The sequence below is a fragment of the Daejeonella sp. genome, from assembly GCF_044348475.1.
Lineage (GTDB): Bacteria > Bacteroidota > Bacteroidia > Sphingobacteriales > Sphingobacteriaceae > Daejeonella.
Genome location: NZ_JBIKSU010000011.1, coordinates 16787 through 34941 on the forward strand (window position 1 = coordinate 16787; position 18155 = coordinate 34941).

Here is an 18155-nt window from a genome sequence, read left to right on the forward strand (position 1 = left end):
TACAAGAACATGAAAAGTTCATTTATTTTTTTTCTTTTTTTATTTACGCTAATTGTCATTAAAACAGGTGCTGTTTACGCTCAAAATACACCTGCACCTACAGTAATAACTGCAAAAGATCCTGAAACAAGGATCCGTGAGATGGGACTGAAGCTAAGAACCCCTGGTCCACCATCAGCCAATTTTCTCGGAGCAGTTAGAGTTGGTAATCTGGTATACCTCTCTGGTCAGGGCCCACTGAAAGAAGATGGTAAGTTCATGATCGGTAAGGTAGGTAAGGAATTTACATTTGAAGAAGCTAAATATGCGGCAAGATTAACAGGAATCAGTTTACTGGAATCACTTAAAGCTGAAGTTGGAAACCTCAATAATGTAAAACGGATTGTTAAGGTTTTAGGAATGGTCAATGCTGTTCCTGAATTTGACAATCACTCTCAGGTGATCAATGGATTTTCTGACCTAATGGTTGAAGTATTTGGTGAGAATGGGAAACATGCTCGTTCTGCCATTGGATTAGGCTCTCTTCCACGGAATATTCCGGTAGAGATTGAGATGATCGTTGAAATGAAAGATTAACCTAGAGCATTTAAATTAATAACTCAATGAAACGTAGAGAATTAATCAAAATCTTATCTGCAGCACCGATTGCAGGGGGATTAATAGGAAGTGGTATTCCATTTCAGTCTGCATTTGCAGATGAAGCAGTATTGGCAGCAGCAGGTCGAGATTTGTTTAAAGAACTTGGTCTCAAAACTTTTATTAATGCTTCTTGTGTTTGTACTCGTTTAACAGCTACTTTGATGCCTCCAGAAGTAACACAGGCAATTACTCAAGGAGCAGAAGAATTTGTATTGCTTGACGATGTTCTCGATAAAGTAGGCGAAAAGATAGCCGAACTCTGCCATGCAGAGGCGGCAACTGTAACAGCAGGTTGCTGGTCAGCTTTGGTACAGGGCCTTGCCGGTGTAATGACAGGTATGGATCGTAAAAAGGTAATGCAGCTTCCAAATGTTGAGGGAATGAAGTCGGAGGTGATCCTGCAAAAGTCGCATGCCAATGGTTACCATCAAGCCCTTACTAATACAGGTGCTAAATTGATAATTGTTGAAACTTTGGAAGAAGCCGAAGCAGCTATTAATGAAAAAACTGCTATGCTATGGTTCCTGAACAGGGAGCTTTCAGCAGGTAAACTGAATTATCAGCAATGGCTTTCGCTGGGTAAAAAACATAAAGTTCCTACCATGATCGATATTGCCTCTGATGCTCATCCGGTTGAAAATCTATGGAAATTCAATGACATGGGATTTGATCTGGTAGCTATTTCAGGTGGAAAAGCTATGCGCGGACCTCAGAGTGCCGGAATTTTGATGGGTAAGAAAGACATCATCGCTGCAGCTCGATTGAGTGCACCACCAAACAGTGGAATTTGCCGCGGTCATAAAGTAAATAAGGAGGAGATCCTGGCCATGTATGTTGCCTTAGAAAGACATATTAAAATGGATCATGTCAAAGAGTGGAAGAGCTGGGAAGATGCAATGGCAATTATTGTGAACACCTTAAATACAATTAAAGGAGTTAGTCAAGAGGTTTTTGTTCCTGAAATTGCAAACAATACCCCAACCTTACACCTTTCTTGGGATGCAAATCTAATAAAGCTTAGCGGTAAGCAACTTAGGGATAATCTATGGAATGGTAATCCGGGAATTGAGGTTATGGGTGGTGGAACCATGGGTGCTAAAAGAGATGGAATTGAATTGTCTGTCTGGCAACTGAAACCGGGACAAGAAAAAATTGTTGCCCGAAGATTGAAAGAAGAGTTAATGAAGGCATCTGTTTAATTCTCTTGAACTAATTAATTTATCCGATTTAAATCGATGAGTAAAACTATCTTCTTTAAGGTCTTGGCTGGCATATCTGTACTCAGTTTGTTCATTGCCTTATTTATGGCCTATCATGGCAATATTGCTGCTGCTGGTCCTTTTGTAATTAGTTTTCTTCTTTTACTGGCTATTAGTTTCAGAGGTTTTACCTTGTTAAAAGGTTTGACATTTACAACAACTATATTATCTGTTGTGGCTACAGCACTTTATTATCCACAATATTTCAAAGAATATAATGGGTTCGAATTTGCAGCATTGATCACTCCGCTGATACAGGTAATTATGTTTGGTATGGGCTGCTCCATGGGAGTCAAAGACTTTATTGCGTTGGCTAAATCGCCTAAAGCGGTGATTGTAGGGGTATTCAGTCAGTATACGATCATGCCTTTATTGGGCTTTGCCCTGGCAAGTTTTACTGATTTCCCGCCTGAAATTTCGGCTGGGATCATATTATTGGGTTGTGCACCTACATCAGTTACTGCAAGTGTTATGTGTTATTTGGCTAAAGCAAATGTAGTCTTAGCCATTACAATAACCTCCATAACAACCCTTCTTGCACCCTTCTTAATACCATTTTTAATGAAGCTGCTGGCAGGCGGATTCATAGAAATTAACGTCATTGAAATGATGTGGGGAATTATAAAAATGGTATTTATTCCGATTGGAGCTGGGCTTCTCTTTAATAAATTTTTGAGTGGTAAGGCCAAATGGCTCGATGATTCAATGCCTTTAGTGTCAATGATCGGCGTTGCGTTTATTGTAGCGATCATCATGGCAGCTGGTAGAGATAGTATCTTGAATATCGGTGTAGAATTAATTATAGTGGTGTTATTAATGATCTTATTTGGTTTTTTCTTTGGCTATTGGGCTGCACGTCTTTTCAAATTGTCAGAAAGCGATTGTCGCACAATTTCTATTACAACAGGTACCCAGAATGCAGGTCTTGTTTCTGGGATAGCTAAAGTGATGGGTAAAATTGCCACTGTAGGGCTTGCAACCGCTATTTGCGGGCCAATTATGGGATTTACTTCCTCCATACTTGCTTCTTATTGGAATAGTAACCTTCCGAAAATTGAATCAAATGAAGAATCAGTAGAGAAGAATACCAGCGCAATGAGAGTCTAATTAGTTAAATAATTATATAAGATCATGTCTTTTAGAGTAGCCCTTCTAGGTATATATCACGAATCCAATACATTTGTTACTACACCAACAGTTCTGGATGATTTTAGAAATGGTCAATATCTTAAGGGTGAATCAATTAGAAAAGAATATCAAAATGCTCATAATGAGATAGCCGGAATGCTCGAGGTGTTAGACAAGGAAAGAATAGAAGCCATTCCATTACTTTTTGCATCTGCAACTCCAGGGGGAACAATAACAGCTGAAACATATAGTTTCATTCTGAATGAAATGCTTGAAGAACTCGAAAAAGTATTACCTCTTGATGCCTGTTTAGTGATTCCTCATGGTGCTGGTGTTTCAGAAGAATTTCCAGATATGGACGGGCATTGGTTAAGCAAGGTTAGGGAAATACTTGGAGATAAGATTCCGATTATTGGCACCCTTGATCTCCATGCCAATGTCAGCGAGTTGATGGTTTCGTCAACCAATGCCCTTGTTGCTTATAAACAAAACCCGCATGTTGATATGAGGCAGCGGGGTGTTGAATCGGCAAAGTTACTGGTTAATAGGTTAAACGGTAAAACCAAGCCGGTACAGGCCCTGGTTCAAGTTCCTTTGGCAATTAGTATAGAACAACAGCTTACAGCAAATGAACCTTGCATTAGTTTGTATGCTTATGCTAATGAACTGGCTGCCGAGCCAGGTATTTTAGCGTTGAGTATACAGCATGGCTTTCCATATGCTGATGTTCATGAAATGGGAACATCTATTATTGTGGTAGCAGATGGCGATTATGAAAAGGCGCTATCTGTTGCTAAAAAACTGGAGGCTTACATACTTGGGCATAAAAGTAGTTTTGTAGGTAAGAAAAATGATATCCCATCTGCACTTAATTTAATTAATGATAGTGTTAAACCTGTATTATTGCTTGATATGGGTGATAATGTTGGTGGTGGTGGTCCGGCAAATAACGCTTGTATTTTAGAGGCATTTGAAGATAGTAAAAAGTATAAGTTCTTTGTTTGTATGTATGATCCTCAAGCTGTAAAAGATGCATCTTTACATCAGCAGGGTGAACAGTTTGAATTAACTCTCATAGGCACTGGCAAGAATGGATTAAAAACCTTAAAATTAAATGTCACACTACTGAGAATTACTGATGGTACTTTTCAGGAAAGTAATCCGCGTCATGGCGGGCAGATAAATTTCAGAATGGGTAAAACGGCGGTAGTATCTACTAAAGAAGGGGGTGTAATAATGCTCACATCGCTCAGAGTTATGCCATTTAGTTTGCAGCAGTTGATTTCACAAGGAGTAGTTCCTGCAGAATTCGATGCCATAGTTGCTAAAGGAGTAAATGCACCAATTGCAGCTTATGCCCCTGTTTGCCCAACCATTATTCAAGTAAATACTCCGGGAGTAACTCAGGCTGATATGACTTTGTTTGACTATAAACAAAGACGTAAGCCATTATTTCCTTTTGAAAATGTTTAAGATTTAAAACCGCTACCTGTTTTCAGCTAATATTAATTCAAGGCTAAAAACAGCAATACTAAAAACAGAATTTATGTATAACAAAATCAAAGTTCGGCCCATTCAAATCTTTATTGCATCAGCCGGTGTAGTGTTAATTTTACTACTTCTTAACCTTACTGTTGTTGCTCAGGCTGCAAAGGATAATCTTCGTCCTGCCGCTCTAGGGAAAAATGGAATGATAGCCACAGCTAATCCACTAGCAACCTTAGCCGGACAAAAAATCCTGGTAAAAGGTGGAAATGCAATTGATGCCATTGTAGCTGCTGCAGCCTCTCTAAATGCTGCAGAACCTTATATGTCTGGAACTGGAGGTGTTGGATATATGCTTTTTTATTCAGCCAAAGAAAATAGAGTGAGGTCACTTGTTTTTGGAGGTTGGGTGCCTGAAACGTTCAGAATAACGAAATTTAAGGCAGATGCTAAAGTAGCAGATGGGGCAGGCCATGGTCAAATGGAAAGTATCGGTCCAAGGATAGCCGCTGTACCAGGAAATCTTGCCGGATGGGCAAAGGCACTCAAAGATTACGGAACAATGCCTCTTTCTGAGGTTTTTGAAAGTGCAATCGATTATCTTGAAAATGGGGTTCCAGTAACCGAATTTGATCAGGCCATGTGGGCTGGAACGGTTGCCCGTGTTTCACCTCATGCCGAATCAAGAAAAATATTTTTAAAAAATGATAAAGACCCGTATGTAATTGGAGATTATTTCACAAATAAACCCTTAGCAAAAACGATGAGGCGAATAGCAAGTGAAGGGATTGATGTTTTTTACAAAGGTGAAATTGCAAAGGAAATGGCAGCAGCCTTTGCCCGTGACGGTGGCTTTATTACCGAAAAAGATCTGGCCTCAGTTCAAGATAAAGTGCAATGGGTTGACCCAATCTCAATAAAATACCGTGATTACACTGTTTACAATAATCCGCCTCCCGGAATGGGAATTCAGCAATTACAAACGCTGAAGATCATGGAGGGATTTGATATGAAAAAAATGGGCCATAACAGTGTCGATTATCTAGCTCATTTACTCGAGGCAGTTAATCTGAGTAGGATTGATACCGATAAATACATCGGAGATCCAAAATTTGTTAGTGTACCGGTAGACATGCTTTTATCAGATGCGTATATCGCTAAGCAAAGAGAAAAGGTTATTGCAAAGGTGAAAGAGAGAAATGCTGGTATCAAATCAGAAACTACATTGAATAGTTTTCCTGAAGCTATAGACAATCCAAATTCTGCCAAATATAAATATGCTACAACAAGTCTTTCGGCTGTTGATCAATGGGGAAATGCTGTTGTCATCATTCAAACTCATGGCGGTGGTTTCGGTTCCGGATATGTGGCAGGAAACTCAGGCGTAGTATTTAATAGCGCGCTCGATTGGATGACTCTTGAACCAGGTAAAGCCAATACCGTTGCGCCAGGAAAAGCTGTAGGATGGTGTATTGGTGGAATGATGCAGTTTCATAAAGATGGAAAACCTCAGCTTATTGTGGGTTCGCCCGGAAGTTTTGGAATTCTCCAGTCAGTTCCGCAAGTTGCTTTGAATGCGATTGAATTTGGTATGAATATTCAGGATGCAATCAGTGCACCCCGGTTCAGATGGAAAGATGAATTAGGATTGGTACCCGCAAAAGAAATAATTATGGAAACTCGAGTTCAGCCAGCTGTTATTAAAACCTTAAGAGCTATGGGTTACGTGATTGATACTAGCCTTGGCGATTGGACTATGACAGTTGGTGGAGCACAAGGGATCACCATTGATCATAAAACAGGATGGATGATGGGTGGAGCCGACTTAAGAAGAAATGGGTATGCTGTTGGGTGGTAATCTTATTTTTAATGACAAATTATTTAATTTAAATATACTATTAAAACATTTTCAATGAATCCAAAAAACTATAATCCACGCAGAGATTTTATTAAAAAATCTGTATTTACCGCAGCTGGAATGAGTATTATTCCTGGCTTTGTACTTGGAAAGGACGGAAATATCACTTCCATTACAGAACAGTTAAGCAGAGCTTTGGCGGGTCAGGATGGAATTAAGAAAGTGGCATTCATTACCCATATTTACAGAAATAGTGCCCATGCCGATGTAATTGGTACCAAGCTATTTCTTGGTATTCCTGCTGATGATGGAATGGTGGCACCTCAAGTAAAAATAGTTTCGGTTTTTATCGAACAGGTTGGTGCTAACGATACTGGTATCCAAATCGCGGCCATGAATGATACTCCAGTTTATCCTACAGTTGAGGAGGCTTTAACACTTGGAGGTGATAAATTAGCCGTAGATGCGGTGATTTATGTTGGTGAGCATGGTGAATATCCCTACAATAGGCTGGGTATGAAATTATATCCACGCATGAATTATCTGGAACGTATATTCAGAGTTTTTGACGCATCAAATAGGTCAGTTCCTGTATTTACAGATAAAGCGCTGTCTTATAGTTGGCTGGATAGCAGATGGATTTATGATCGTGCAAAGGAACTCAATGTTCCATTGATGGCTGGATCTTCTTTGCCGTATTGTTGGCGTGATAAGCCTTTGGAACATCCCATTGGAGTAAAGATTAAGGAGGCAGTTGCTATTGGTTACGCATCTCTAGATGCCTATGGTTTCCACGTAACTGAGATTCTGCAGTGTATGGTTGAGCGAAGAGCGGGAGGTGAAACGGGTGTTAAAAGTGTAGAAGGCTTAAAAGGAGATGATGTTTGGAACGCGATTGATTCAGGTAAGATTTCTAAAAAGTTGGTGGATGCAGCATGTGATACGATACAGGATAAGGAAATTGGAAATATGCGTGATATTGTAACAACACCTTATGCAGTAATAGTTAATTATGCAGATGGAACTAAAGGAACAATTATGATGCTGGATAAATATGTTAAGACAGGTTGGGCTTATTCTGCAAACACCTCAAAAGGAATTGTTGCAACAGAATTTGTACTGAGTGGCGGTCCAACTTATGCCCATTTTAGTTATCTGGCTTTGAATATTCAGAAATTTATTGTGAGCGGCCCAACTGCCCCAATTGAAAGAAACTTATTGACCAGTGGAATCATTGATATGGGAATACGTTCGCTTACAGAAGGCAAGGTAAAGGAGACTCCGTTTTTAAACATTAACTATTCTGCAGCAGGTTATGAGCCGATTAGGCCAACGGCACCTCGACCAACGGGCCAAAGCATAGCACCATGGCTCCCTAAAGAGTATGAGTTTATGATACCAGATGCTTTTAAGAAAAAGTAATAATCAGTTCACATTTTTTAATGCAGATACTTTTTTTTAGAATATACCAGAAATAATACGTGTTTAATTTGGAAAATCAGTAAAAAGTCAAGAATATGCATTTAATTTAAATATCATCCAGTTTTAAAGCAAAATTCAATAAAAAATGAAAGTCAATTTTAAAAAATTATACGAGTCTAATCTTCGCACAAAGCTAATTGCTTTTTTAGGTTTGGCATTTCTGGTTACAATCAGTTTTATTAATTCAGGAGGTCCAGGTGGTCTACCTCAAGGTGATCCTACTAATGGTGGCCTAGCACTTCCAGGCGATTTTGAGGCAGTTGTAGTTGCCGATTCTTTAGGCCGTGCAAGACATCTAGCAGTTAACAAGAATGGTGACATTTATGTAAAACTAAGAGTGCCTAATGCTAAAAATCAAGGTAGTGTTGCTTTACGCGATAATAACAATGATGGCAAAGCAGATGTTATTGAGTATTTCGGAAATTATCCAGATACAGGCAATTACGGAACTGCAATGCGTATCCATAATGGTTATCTGTATTTCAGTACCGCTGGCGAGATTCTAAGAACCAAACTTACTCCAGGTAAATTAGTTCCTGAAGGTATAACTGAAACAATTGTGATTGATAATTACAAAAGAGGAAAATCTTCGCATATTGCTAAGCCAATTGCTTTTGACAATAAAGGAAACATGTATGTCCCTTTTGGTTCGCCAAGTGATGTGTGCCAGATTGCCGACAGACAGCCCGGTTCTATGGGTCAAATGCCATGCCCTGAATTAAAAGAACATGCAGGTGTTTGGAAATTCAGCGCTAGTAAGTTAAATCAGAAACAAAGCGATGGTACTATGTATGCAACGGGTATCCGTAGTATTGTTGGAATGTCATGGAATAATTTAGATAATTCGTTGTACGCAATGCAGCATGGACGTGATGATTTTACCAGAACATGGTCAAATCTTTACACGCCATGGCACAGTGCTTTATTGCCTTCTGAAGAATTCCTAAAAGTGCCAGAAGGATCTGATTCTGGCTGGCCATACTACTATTATGACTTTATGCAGGGAAAGAAATTATTGAACCCTGAATATGGTGGTGACGGTAAAAAAGAAGGCGATGCGGCAAAATATAACATGCCGATCATTGGTTTCCCAGGTCACTTTGCACCAAATGATTTACTATTCTATACAGGGAATCAATTTCCTGAACGTTACAAAAATGGTGCATTTGTTGCATTTCATGGTTCAACAATTCGTGCTCCATATCCACAGGGTGGCTATTGTGTAGCCTTTGTTCCTTTTAAAAATGGCAAGTTTTCAAGTGAGTGGGAATTATTTGCTGATGGATTTGGCGGTGTAGATACTATTGTAAATACTTCTGATGCTAAATATCGTCCAATGGGTCTAGCTCAGGGTCCTGATGGGTCTCTTTACATGAACGACAGTGAAAAAGGAAAGATCTGGAGAGTAATGTATAAAGGCAATAAGGCTAATTTCGGTACTAAGCAACTGGCAGGAATGGCCGCTCGTAAATTAACTTCTCCAAACGTAAAGACTCCTGATCTTGAAAAAGATAACCTAATGAAAGGTCAATTAGCAGCGGGTTCTAAATTATATAATACGTATTGCGCGTCTTGCCATCAGCAAAATGGTAAAGGTGACGGAACACGTTTCCCGCCTCTTGCTGAGTCTGAATGGGTGAATGGCGATAAGAAAAGATTGATTCAAGTAATATTGAATGGTCTTTCTGGTCCTGTAACTGTTAAAGGTGTGGGTTACAATGAAGTAATGCCTCCTCATAGTTATCTTAAGGATGCTGAAATTGCTCAGATCTTAACCTATGTTAGATCAAGCTTCGGGAATAATTCCGGATTTGTTAGTCCGAATGAAGTATCTAGATACCGTGCTAAATAATAACATAGTAAACTAAAAAAATGAAATTCATAACATATATCTTATTTATATCTCTGCCTTTCTTATTGAAGGGCGGAGATATTCCATCTTCTGAAAAGAGCATAGTTTCAGTTGCTAAGTCTAAAACTAAACCTGCCAATAATGAATATTTAGTTTCTAAATTAAAGAAACCGATGAAAATTGATGGAAACTGGAATAAAGCACAATGGAAGAAGATTGAAACCATAAAAATTGAAAATTATATGGGTACAGTTTCTCCGTTTAAACCAACGGTTGAAGCCAAAATGATTTACGATGCAGATAATGTTTATGTAATTTTTCGTGTAAAAGATCAATTTGTTAAGAGTATTGTTACAGAATATAATGGCAATGTTTCAGGTGATTCTTGTGTTGAATTCTTTTTTTCGCCTGACTCAGCTGAACCATTAAAGTATTTCAACCTTGAAATAAATGCTGGTGGAACACCGCTTATTTTTTATGTTACAAAAGCATTGACCGAGTTTGTTAAACTTCAGGCTCCTGACATAAAGCAAATTGAAATTGCTCATTCTTTGCCTTCTGTAGTTGATCCTCAGATTGCTGAACCTGTAACCTGGACCATCGAATATAGAATTCCATTGTCAATGTTAAAGAAGTTTTCAAATGTTACAAATCCTGCACCAGGTGTTATCTGGAAAGCAAATTTTTATAAAACAGGTAGCAGAACTTCTAATCCAAATTACATTACCTGGAATTTTGTAGATAATCCAAGACCAAACTTTCATCTTCCTCAGTTCTTTGGAGTTTTAAAGTTTCAATAGTCAGAGCTTTCTAAGATTCTTAAGGTCATGGAGAAGCTGGCAATCATTGGGTCGGGTACTATGGGTCATTCCATTGCTTTGAATGTTGCATGGGCTGGTTTGGATGTAAAGATGTACGGTTTGAGTCAAGCTGATCTTACACAAGGATTAGAGGGAATAAAAAATAAGTTAATTGTATTAAGTCATCATGGTTTGATCTCTTCTCGGGATATTGAAGAGATCCAATCAAGAATTTCTACAAGCCAAACCATTGATGATACAGTTGATGGTGCAAGTTTTGTGATTGAATGTATTCCTGAAGATCTTTCTATGAAACAGCAGCTTTTCAATCATCTTGATAAAATATGTGCTCCCCAGGTAATCATCGCTACAAATACTTCTGGATTAAGCCTGAGTCTTATTGCATCTAGTACTAAAAATCCAGAACGAACTGTTGTAACACATTTTTGGAATCCTGCTCATTTGGTTCCTCTAGTAGAAGTACTCCGAACCGATAAAACAAGTGAGGATACCTTTAATCGTACAATGGCTCTTTTGAAGTTTATGCATAAAAAGCCTATCGAAGTTAAAAAGGAAGTCCCAGGTTTGGTAGGTAACAGGCTTCAGTTTGCACTTTTCAGAGAGGCTCAGTATCTGCTAGAAGAAGGTATTGCTTCAAAAGAAGATATTGATGCAGCGGTTACCTACAGCATTGGAAGACGATTGCCTGTTACCGGGCCATTGCTTTCTGCAGATATGGGAGGTCTGGATGTATTTGCCTCGATCTCTGATTATCTTTTTGAAGACCTTAGCAAATCTGATCGTTCTTTTCCAACTCTTACTAAATTAGTAGAACAAAAAAAAATGGGAACTAAAACAACCCAGGGATACTATAAGTGGGATGAAGATTTTTCGAGCAGGGTAAATCAAGCCAGAGAAAAGGAATTGATTCGATATCTTAAACAAGACAGAGGAATAGAATAGCGCATGCTGATCTTTTAGGATCAGTGAAAAAAACATAGTTAGGATTAATTATTTAGCCCATCTTATAATGAAAAGTTTAGTTTACTCGAAATCAGCAGAATTGCTTGATAGATCAAAGAAAGTACTTGCTGGAGGTGTATCTTCCGAATTCAGGAAATACAATCATCCTCATGCTATATTTTATACGCATGGAAAGGGTAGTCACATTTTTGATGTTGATGGCAATGATTATCTTGATTTTACGCTCAGTCAGGGGCCATTAATTCTTGGTCATTCGCATCCTCATGTGTTAAAATCAGTTGCTGATTATTCTGAAGAAGGACAATTGTTTGCTGGTCAGCATATTAAAGAGATTGAGCTCGCAGAGGCTCTCAATCGTTTGATTCCCTCAGCAGAACTGATGCGTTTTTGTCTGGATGGATCAGAGGCAGTGCAAACAGCTTTCAGAGTGGCAAGAGCAAAAACGGGAAAGCAAAAATTTCTTCGTTTTGAAGGACATTACCATGGTTGGCTTGATAATGTTGCCTGGGGGATATCTACGCCATCGGTTGATGCATTGGGCAGCAGAGAAAACCCAAATGTATTTCCATGGTCTGCAGGCTTACCCGAGCATTCTAAAGATGAGTTTATCATTCTTCCTTGGAATGATCTTGATTTAGTTAAAAAGACTTTGACAGACCATCACCATGAGATCGCAGCTATAATCACGGAGCCTATCATGTGTAATAATGGATGTATTGTACCGCGCGAAGGCTTTTTGCAGGGATTGCGTGAGCTATGTGATCAGTATAGTATCGCATTGATATTTGATGAGGTGATCACAGGCTTCAGAATGAGTATTGGCGGATCGCAACGTTATTTTGGTATTACTCCCGATATGTCAATTTTTGCCAAAGCGATGGGTAGCGGTTACCCGATTAGTGCGATTGTGGGTAAAAGAGAATGGATGAGCTTGATTGAAGAAGCAAAAGTGATTCATGCAGGCACCATGAATTCTAGCAACGCAACAATCGCTGCTGCATTGGCAACAATTGAAGTTTTGGAAAAGGAAAATCCCTACGAGCGAATGTTCAGATTAGGGAATAAATTAATGGATGGTTTGAGAAAGGCTGCTGCTGATAATAACCATAATTTATTAGTTCAGGGTCCGGGCCCGATGTTCAATATCGGATTTACTGATCAAAAATCAGTGAATGATTACCGCGATACGCTTAGCTATGATCGTGCTAAATTGGGGAAATTCATTTCTGCTATGCATGATGAACGAATTAGGATCATTGGTCGTGGTTTGTGGTATATAAGCGCTGCACATACTGAAGCTGATATTGATCATGCTATTGAAGTTTCCACAAGGGTGTTGGGTAGCATTTAAAAAAAATATTTTTAGTGCAGATGGTTGCATTAATCATAATTTCTTACAATTACGGTTAAATTTATAACAATGGATACTGGAAAGCTTTTGGAAGCTATTTTGCCAAAAGAACGGATAAAATGCCGATTAATTGATCTTGTTGCTAATGCTTCGGATGCTGGATTTTATTATCTGAGGCCCAAAGCCGTTGTGCAGCCTATCAGTGAAGTGGAGATCATTGCATTATTGGCTTTTTCGCATCAGCATAAAATTCCCATTACGTTTCGTACAGGTGGAACCAGCTTGTCCGGACAGTCAATAACAGATGGTATTCTGGTAGATTTGAGCCAGTACTGGAATCAATTGAACATTGAGGATGAGGGAAATTTAGTCAGAGTGCAACCGGGAATCACCGGCTCCATGGTAAATAACTACCTTAAAAAGCATAAAAGAAAGATTGGTCCTGATCCATCTAGCATTGATGCGGCAATGATGGGAGGAATCTTGTCAAACAATTCAAGCGGGATGTGCTGTGGGGTTAGTCTGAATTCCTACCATACAACTCGGCATATCCGGTTCATTCTTCCTTCTGGAAAAAGTTTTTCTACAGAGAATAAAGAAGATTATTCCCGGTTTGAGCAGGAATGCCCAGATGTCTATTCATCAATTTTAAATCTAAGGCAACAAATTGCTGACAATCCGACACTTTCAGATCGTATTAGAAACAAATATCTCAGCAAAAATACTGTGGGATACTCTTTAAATGCCTTTATTGATTATTCCCATCCGCTGGATATATTTTCTCACCTATTGATTGGTGCAGAGGGTACTTTAGGTTTCATTGCCGAGGCTGTGATGGAAACGGTGGCCGATTATCCTTATAAATCATCCGCATTTATCTATTTTGAAAATATTTATGCTGCCTGCCAGGCGATTGAGCCTTTAAGAATGACAAGCGCTGAAGCTGTCGAATTAATGGACAGAGCATCTTTGCGATCAATTGAGAACGTGAAAGGGGTTCCTGCAATTTTGAAAACACTTCCTGAAGAAGCAGCTGCTTTATTAGTGGAGTATCAAAGCAATAGTGTGGATGAACTTCAGGCCAAGATTGAGAGCTTAAAGCCTTATTCAGCAAAATTTGTATTGCTTGAACCGATCAGTTTCACTTCCGATCCGGGAGTTCAGGCTTTTTACTGGAAACTGCGTAAGGGAATGTTCCCTGCCGTTGGCGCGGTGCGGGCAAGCGGAACAACCGTTGTATTAGAAGATATTGCAGTCCCTGTTGCTCAGTTAGGTGATGCTATTCTTGACCTTCATGTGCTATTTGCAAAATATAAGTATGACAATGCCATTATTTTTGGACATGCCAAGGATGGAAATATCCATTTTGTAGTTACGCAGTCGTTTAATTCGGCTCAAGAAGTTGACCGTTACGACCGCTTTTTGAGAGAAGTTGTAGCCTTGGTAGTTAATAAATATGACGGTACGCTAAAGGCAGAGCATGGCACCGGCAGGAACATGGCACCTTTTGTGGAAACAGAATGGGGTACAGAAGCCTATCAAATCATGAAAAGCCTGAAAAAGGTCATTGATCCTGAAAATCTTTTGAATCCAGGTGTGATCATCAATGAGCATAAAAATGCACATCTACAGGATCTTAAATCTTTGCCCGGCGTAGAACAGGAAGTAGATAAATGTATTGAATGCGGCTATTGTGAACATAAGTGCCCGAGCAGAAATGTAACACTTACTCCGCGTCAACGAATTGTTGTGAGGCGCGAACTGGCACTTTTAGAGGCAAGTGGTAAGCATGAACTTCATGCAGAATTGGTTAAGCAATATCAGTATGATGGTTTGGATACCTGTGCCGTTGATGGATTATGTGCCACAAGTTGCCCAGTTGATATCAATACAGGTGATCTAGTTAAACGATTACGTAGAGAAAGCCATTCTCCATTATCCAATAAAGTGGCTTTATTTGTTTCAAAGAACTTCTATCTGGTTACCTTATTGGTGAACTTTGCACTTGAAGCTGGTACATTAGTAAATTCGGTATTCGGTAAAAATGCCATGATAAAATTAACTAAGGCATTTAAAAAATTAATTCCTGAATTTCCTTTATGGAGTAATCAGCTAATTACCAGCGGGGCTATTTCAGGTAAATACAAAAAGGAGATTGATCTTGAAACTAAAACCGGGCCGGCAGTTGTTTATTTTCCAACCTGTATATCAAGGGTAATGGGTGGTGCTCCCAATAAAAAAAGTATTCCAGATTCCTTCTTGAGTGTTTCAGAAAAATCAGGCATTGAGGTAATTATTCCTGCTGGTATTGAGGCGCTTTGCTGCGGACAGCTATTCTCTTCAAAGGGATACAACATGGCTTATGCCGATAAATGTAATGAGACTATTGATAAACTTTGGTCTGTTACTAAAGAGGGAATGCTGCCTGTGATTTTGGATGTTACTTCTTGTTCACAAACCCTGCAGCAATGCCGTCCGGTTCTGAACGATCTGAATAAGCAACGGTTTGATCGCCTAAGTATTCTAGATAGCATTGATTACCTACATGACTATGTTATTCCGGCTTGCGGACCTGTAAAAACCAAGGGCACAGTGGTATTGCACCCTGTTTGTTCATTGCAAAAAATGGGTCTTGAGCGGAAATTTGTTTCTGTTGCTTCACATTTTAGTGAAAAAGCAGAGGTGCCTATTCATTCCGGATGTTGCGGAATGGCAGGCGATAGAGGTTTTGTTTTTCCTGAACTAACCGCATCTGCTACGGCTCCTGAAGCCAATGAGGTTAAGAAAAATTCATATGAAGGTTATTATTCTTCCGGCAAAACTTGTGAAATATCCATGTCTGAAGCAGTAGGAAAGAATTATGAATCAATTCTTTATCTTGCCGATGAGTGCATAAAAAGTTAATACGGTTCAATGACGGATGTTGGGGCTAAGGCTATTTTTTTTAACCACATAGAAACATAGTATTGGATTAACGCCTAAAAAATAAAACCTATGTCTCTATGTGGTTATTAAAGTATTGATATAAAACATTATACAACTATTCCTACTCTACTATTTTTTTTGCTTCAAAAAACTTTAATTACAGGGATAAAACATAAAATCAATGAAAGGTAAAGTTGCTCTCATTACAGGAAGTACTAGCGGAATTGGGCTAGGTATTGCCAGGGCATTTGCAAAAGCAGGCTTTAACCTGGTAATTCATGGACTTGAATCAAATGGTGCCGAAATTGCCCGCACTATTGCTATTGAACATCAGGTTGAAACCTTTTATTCATCAGCGAATCTGCTAAACCCCTCCGAAATTGAAGGGATGGTTACAGTTGCCCTTGCCAAATTCGGAACTATTGATGTATTGATTAATAATGCTGGAATTCAGTATGTATCAGCCATTGAAAATTTCCCTCTTTCTAAATGGAATGATATTATCAGTATTAATTTAACTGCCGCTTTCTGCACTTCTAAGTCTGTATGGGAAGGCATGAAGCAAAATAAATGGGGAAGGATCATTAATATTTCTTCAGCCCACGGTCTAGTAGGATCTGAATTTAAATCAGCTTATGTTGCCTCAAAACATGGCTTAATTGGCCTGACCAAGGTATTAGCTCTAGAAGGTGCTGATTTTGGAATTACAGCGAATGCTATCTGTCCTGGTTTTGTGCAAACTCCCCTCGTGGATAAGCAAGTTGCTGATCTTTCCAAACAGCAGAATGTTTCAGAAACAGAAATAATTCAGAAACATATTTTGAAAAAACACGCAGTTAAAGAGTTTGTTAGCATCGATGCGATTGCAGCACTTTGCTTATTTTTAGCCTCAGAAAACGCTTCTATGATTACAGGTACCTCAATGCCTGTAGATGGGGGCTGGACTGCGAGTTAGTTATTGGGGGATCATTCCGCGCAATACCCTATCTTAATCTATCTGCTGATTTGATCAATTTCTCATCTTTCCTGATTCCTCTTAAAGCAAGAATGACAAAAAATACACTCAAGGAGGGAAGAATTACCCCCAGGCCATAATTTTCTGTTTGTAAGTTAATTACACCCAAGGCTTGTTTTGCAACTTGAACTAACCAGAAACTAAAACCCAGAATTAATGCAATGATCAAATAGCACATTTTAATCTGTTGATTCCGGTTTTTAAATAGAAAAATGGTAATAAATGGCAATAAGCCCAGAATTACTGTCGCGATGGTTAAGGCTAGAAAGGCTTCCGTTTGCACGATTTGTCCGCCAACACTTTCCTGAATTCCAGTAATTTTTAAAGCCCTTGAAGAACCATCGGGATTATAAACCTGTAGATATGGGAATAAAAATAGTCCGAAAATAGCTGCGGTCGAAAAAAATAGCCAAATGGTTTGTACTCGTTGAAGCATGATGACATTGTTTCATGCAAATATATATTTTTTTTTATCCATCCTTAAAGATCGCACCTGATTTACAGCAATTGCAATTGACTAGATTTTATAGATAAAAAAATCGTACACCTCGCCACTCTTTGCCTTTTCCGCATTACCTTTGCAGCTTGAACACGGTACAAAGATATTTTATAGAAATTGCATATAATGGAACGGCTTATCATGGATGGCAGATCCAGAAGAATGCGCTTTCTGTTCAGGAATTGGTGAATAAGGCACTTTCTACACTTTGCAGGCAGGATATTGACACCTTGGGGTGTGGCCGTACAGATACCGGTGTTCATGCAAGGCAGCTATTTGCCCATGTGGATATTCCTGATGATATTGATGTACTCAACCTGCAGTTTCTGCTAAGTATGAACTCCATGCTTCCTTTTGATATTGTGGTCAAACGTTTTATAAAAGTTGCTCCAAATGCACATGCACGTTTTGATGCGAGCCTTCGTTCTTATGAATATCATATCCATTTTACAAAAGATCCATTTCTTCATAATTTGTCGTGGCTATTACGTGATAAACCAGACCTCGCTCTCATGAACCAAGCAGCAGCTATCCTCATGGAGTATAAAGATTTTAGTTGTTTTAGTAAATCCAATACAAAAACACTGACTAATAATTGTTTGATTCAAAGAGCTGAGTGGATAAAAACTGAAAATGGCATTGTATTTCATATTTCGGCCGATCGATTTTTAAGGAATATGGTTCGTGCAATTGTAGGAACCCTCATCAGAGTGGGAAAGAAGGAGATGGAAGTGGAAGATATTAGAAAGGTGATTGATAGTAAAAATAGATCGGTAGCTGGTGAGTCTGTTGCCGCATGCGGCCTATATCTAACAGAAGTAATTTATCCCTATTTATCTCTTGAAAAATAATTTCATAACAATCAAAGTGTTTATGGA

14 protein-coding genes are annotated in these 18155 nt (G+C 38.9%); 13 read left to right on the top strand and 1 reads right to left on the bottom strand.

The annotated features are described in order from the left end of the window. Positions 1-9 precede the first annotated feature (9 nt). The 12 genes from ACIQZ6_RS04590 to ACIQZ6_RS04645 all read left to right on the top strand — a co-directional run bounded on the left by ACIQZ6_RS04590 (position 10) and on the right by ACIQZ6_RS04645 (position 16718). Positions 10-576 (top strand): RidA family protein, encoded by a 567-nt coding sequence (locus ACIQZ6_RS04590; protein ID WP_395808654.1) that lies wholly within the window; start codon positions 10-12, stop codon positions 574-576. Between the two features lie 26 nt (positions 577-602). After that, positions 603-1838 (top strand): selenocysteine synthase, encoded by a 1236-nt coding sequence (locus tag ACIQZ6_RS04595; RefSeq protein WP_395808656.1) that lies wholly within the window; start codon positions 603-605, stop codon positions 1836-1838. Positions 1839-1874: 36 nt separating this feature from the next. Then, positions 1875-3005, top strand: a complete 1131-nt coding sequence (locus tag ACIQZ6_RS04600; protein WP_395808658.1) for a bile acid:sodium symporter family protein — start codon at positions 1875-1877, stop codon at positions 3003-3005. A gap of 24 nt (positions 3006-3029) precedes the next feature. Beyond that, positions 3030-4499, top strand: coding sequence for a M81 family metallopeptidase (locus tag ACIQZ6_RS04605; protein WP_395808659.1), 1470 nt, complete (start codon positions 3030-3032; stop codon positions 4497-4499). Positions 4500-4572: 73 nt separating this feature from the next. After that, positions 4573-6369 carry a gamma-glutamyltransferase gene (gene ggt / locus ACIQZ6_RS04610; protein WP_395808661.1) on the top strand — a complete coding sequence of 599 codons (1797 nt, stop codon included), beginning with the start codon at positions 4573-4575 and terminating at the stop codon, positions 6367-6369. Positions 6370-6423: 54 nt separating this feature from the next. Next, positions 6424-7791, top strand: coding sequence for a hypothetical protein (locus ACIQZ6_RS04615; protein WP_395808663.1), 1368 nt, complete (start codon positions 6424-6426; stop codon positions 7789-7791). Between the two features lie 145 nt (positions 7792-7936). Then, a complete protein-coding gene (locus tag ACIQZ6_RS04620; protein ID WP_395808665.1) occupies positions 7937-9703 on the top strand; it encodes a c-type cytochrome in 1767 nt (588 codons plus the stop codon). Positions 9704-9723: 20 nt separating this feature from the next. Next, a complete protein-coding gene (locus tag ACIQZ6_RS04625) occupies positions 9724-10503 on the top strand; it encodes a carbohydrate-binding family 9-like protein (protein WP_395808667.1) in 780 nt (259 codons plus the stop codon). 27 nt (positions 10504-10530) lie between these two features. Continuing rightward, on the top strand, positions 10531-11466 hold the full coding sequence (locus tag ACIQZ6_RS04630; protein ID WP_395808669.1) for a 3-hydroxyacyl-CoA dehydrogenase family protein: 936 nt from the start codon (positions 10531-10533) through the stop codon (positions 11464-11466). Between the two features lie 67 nt (positions 11467-11533). Beyond that, positions 11534-12838, top strand: coding sequence for an aspartate aminotransferase family protein (locus ACIQZ6_RS04635; RefSeq protein WP_395808671.1), 1305 nt, complete (start codon positions 11534-11536; stop codon positions 12836-12838). Positions 12839-12907: 69 nt separating this feature from the next. Then, positions 12908-15742, top strand: coding sequence for an FAD-binding and (Fe-S)-binding domain-containing protein (locus tag ACIQZ6_RS04640; protein ID WP_395808673.1), 2835 nt, complete (start codon positions 12908-12910; stop codon positions 15740-15742). A 202-nt stretch (positions 15743-15944) separates the two neighbouring features. Beyond that, a complete protein-coding gene (locus ACIQZ6_RS04645) occupies positions 15945-16718 on the top strand; it encodes a 3-hydroxybutyrate dehydrogenase (RefSeq protein WP_395808675.1) in 774 nt (257 codons plus the stop codon). Between the two features lie 28 nt (positions 16719-16746). On the opposite strand, the gene ACIQZ6_RS04650 is transcribed toward ACIQZ6_RS04645, so the two are convergent. Next, positions 16747-17214 (bottom strand): DUF4293 domain-containing protein, encoded by a 468-nt coding sequence (locus ACIQZ6_RS04650; protein ID WP_395808677.1) that lies wholly within the window; start codon positions 17212-17214, stop codon positions 16747-16749. 149 nt (positions 17215-17363) lie between these two features. On the opposite strand from ACIQZ6_RS04650, the gene truA reads away from it, so the two are divergent. Beyond that, positions 17364-18128, top strand: a complete 765-nt coding sequence (gene truA / locus ACIQZ6_RS04655; protein ID WP_395808679.1) for a tRNA pseudouridine(38-40) synthase TruA — start codon at positions 17364-17366, stop codon at positions 18126-18128. The last annotated feature ends 27 nt before the right edge of the window (positions 18129-18155 follow it).

Bases quoted from the DNA above. Each gene is read 5' to 3' on its own strand.
- ACIQZ6_RS04590 (WP_395808654.1), top strand. From the start codon at position 10: ATGAAAAGTTCATTTATTTTTTTTCTTTTTTTATTTACGCTAATTGTC.
- ACIQZ6_RS04635 (WP_395808671.1), top strand. From the start codon at position 11,534: ATGAAAAGTTTAGTTTACTCGAAATCAGCAGAATTGCTTGATAGATCA.
- ACIQZ6_RS04615 (WP_395808663.1), top strand. From the start codon at position 6,424: ATGAATCCAAAAAACTATAATCCACGCAGAGATTTTATTAAAAAATCT.
- ACIQZ6_RS04630 (WP_395808669.1), top strand. From the start codon at position 10,531: ATGGAGAAGCTGGCAATCATTGGGTCGGGTACTATGGGTCATTCCATT.
- ggt (WP_395808661.1), top strand. From the start codon at position 4,573: ATGTATAACAAAATCAAAGTTCGGCCCATTCAAATCTTTATTGCATCA.
- ACIQZ6_RS04640 (WP_395808673.1), top strand. From the start codon at position 12,908: ATGGATACTGGAAAGCTTTTGGAAGCTATTTTGCCAAAAGAACGGATA.
- ACIQZ6_RS04650 (WP_395808677.1), bottom strand. From the start codon at position 17,214: ATGCTTCAACGAGTACAAACCATTTGGCTATTTTTTTCGACCGCAGCT.
- ACIQZ6_RS04625 (WP_395808667.1), top strand. From the start codon at position 9,724: ATGAAATTCATAACATATATCTTATTTATATCTCTGCCTTTCTTATTG.
- ACIQZ6_RS04605 (WP_395808659.1), top strand. From the start codon at position 3,030: ATGTCTTTTAGAGTAGCCCTTCTAGGTATATATCACGAATCCAATACA.
- ACIQZ6_RS04600 (WP_395808658.1), top strand. From the start codon at position 1,875: ATGAGTAAAACTATCTTCTTTAAGGTCTTGGCTGGCATATCTGTACTC.
- ACIQZ6_RS04645 (WP_395808675.1), top strand. From the start codon at position 15,945: ATGAAAGGTAAAGTTGCTCTCATTACAGGAAGTACTAGCGGAATTGGG.
- ACIQZ6_RS04595 (WP_395808656.1), top strand. From the start codon at position 603: ATGAAACGTAGAGAATTAATCAAAATCTTATCTGCAGCACCGATTGCA.
- ACIQZ6_RS04620 (WP_395808665.1), top strand. From the start codon at position 7,937: ATGAAAGTCAATTTTAAAAAATTATACGAGTCTAATCTTCGCACAAAG.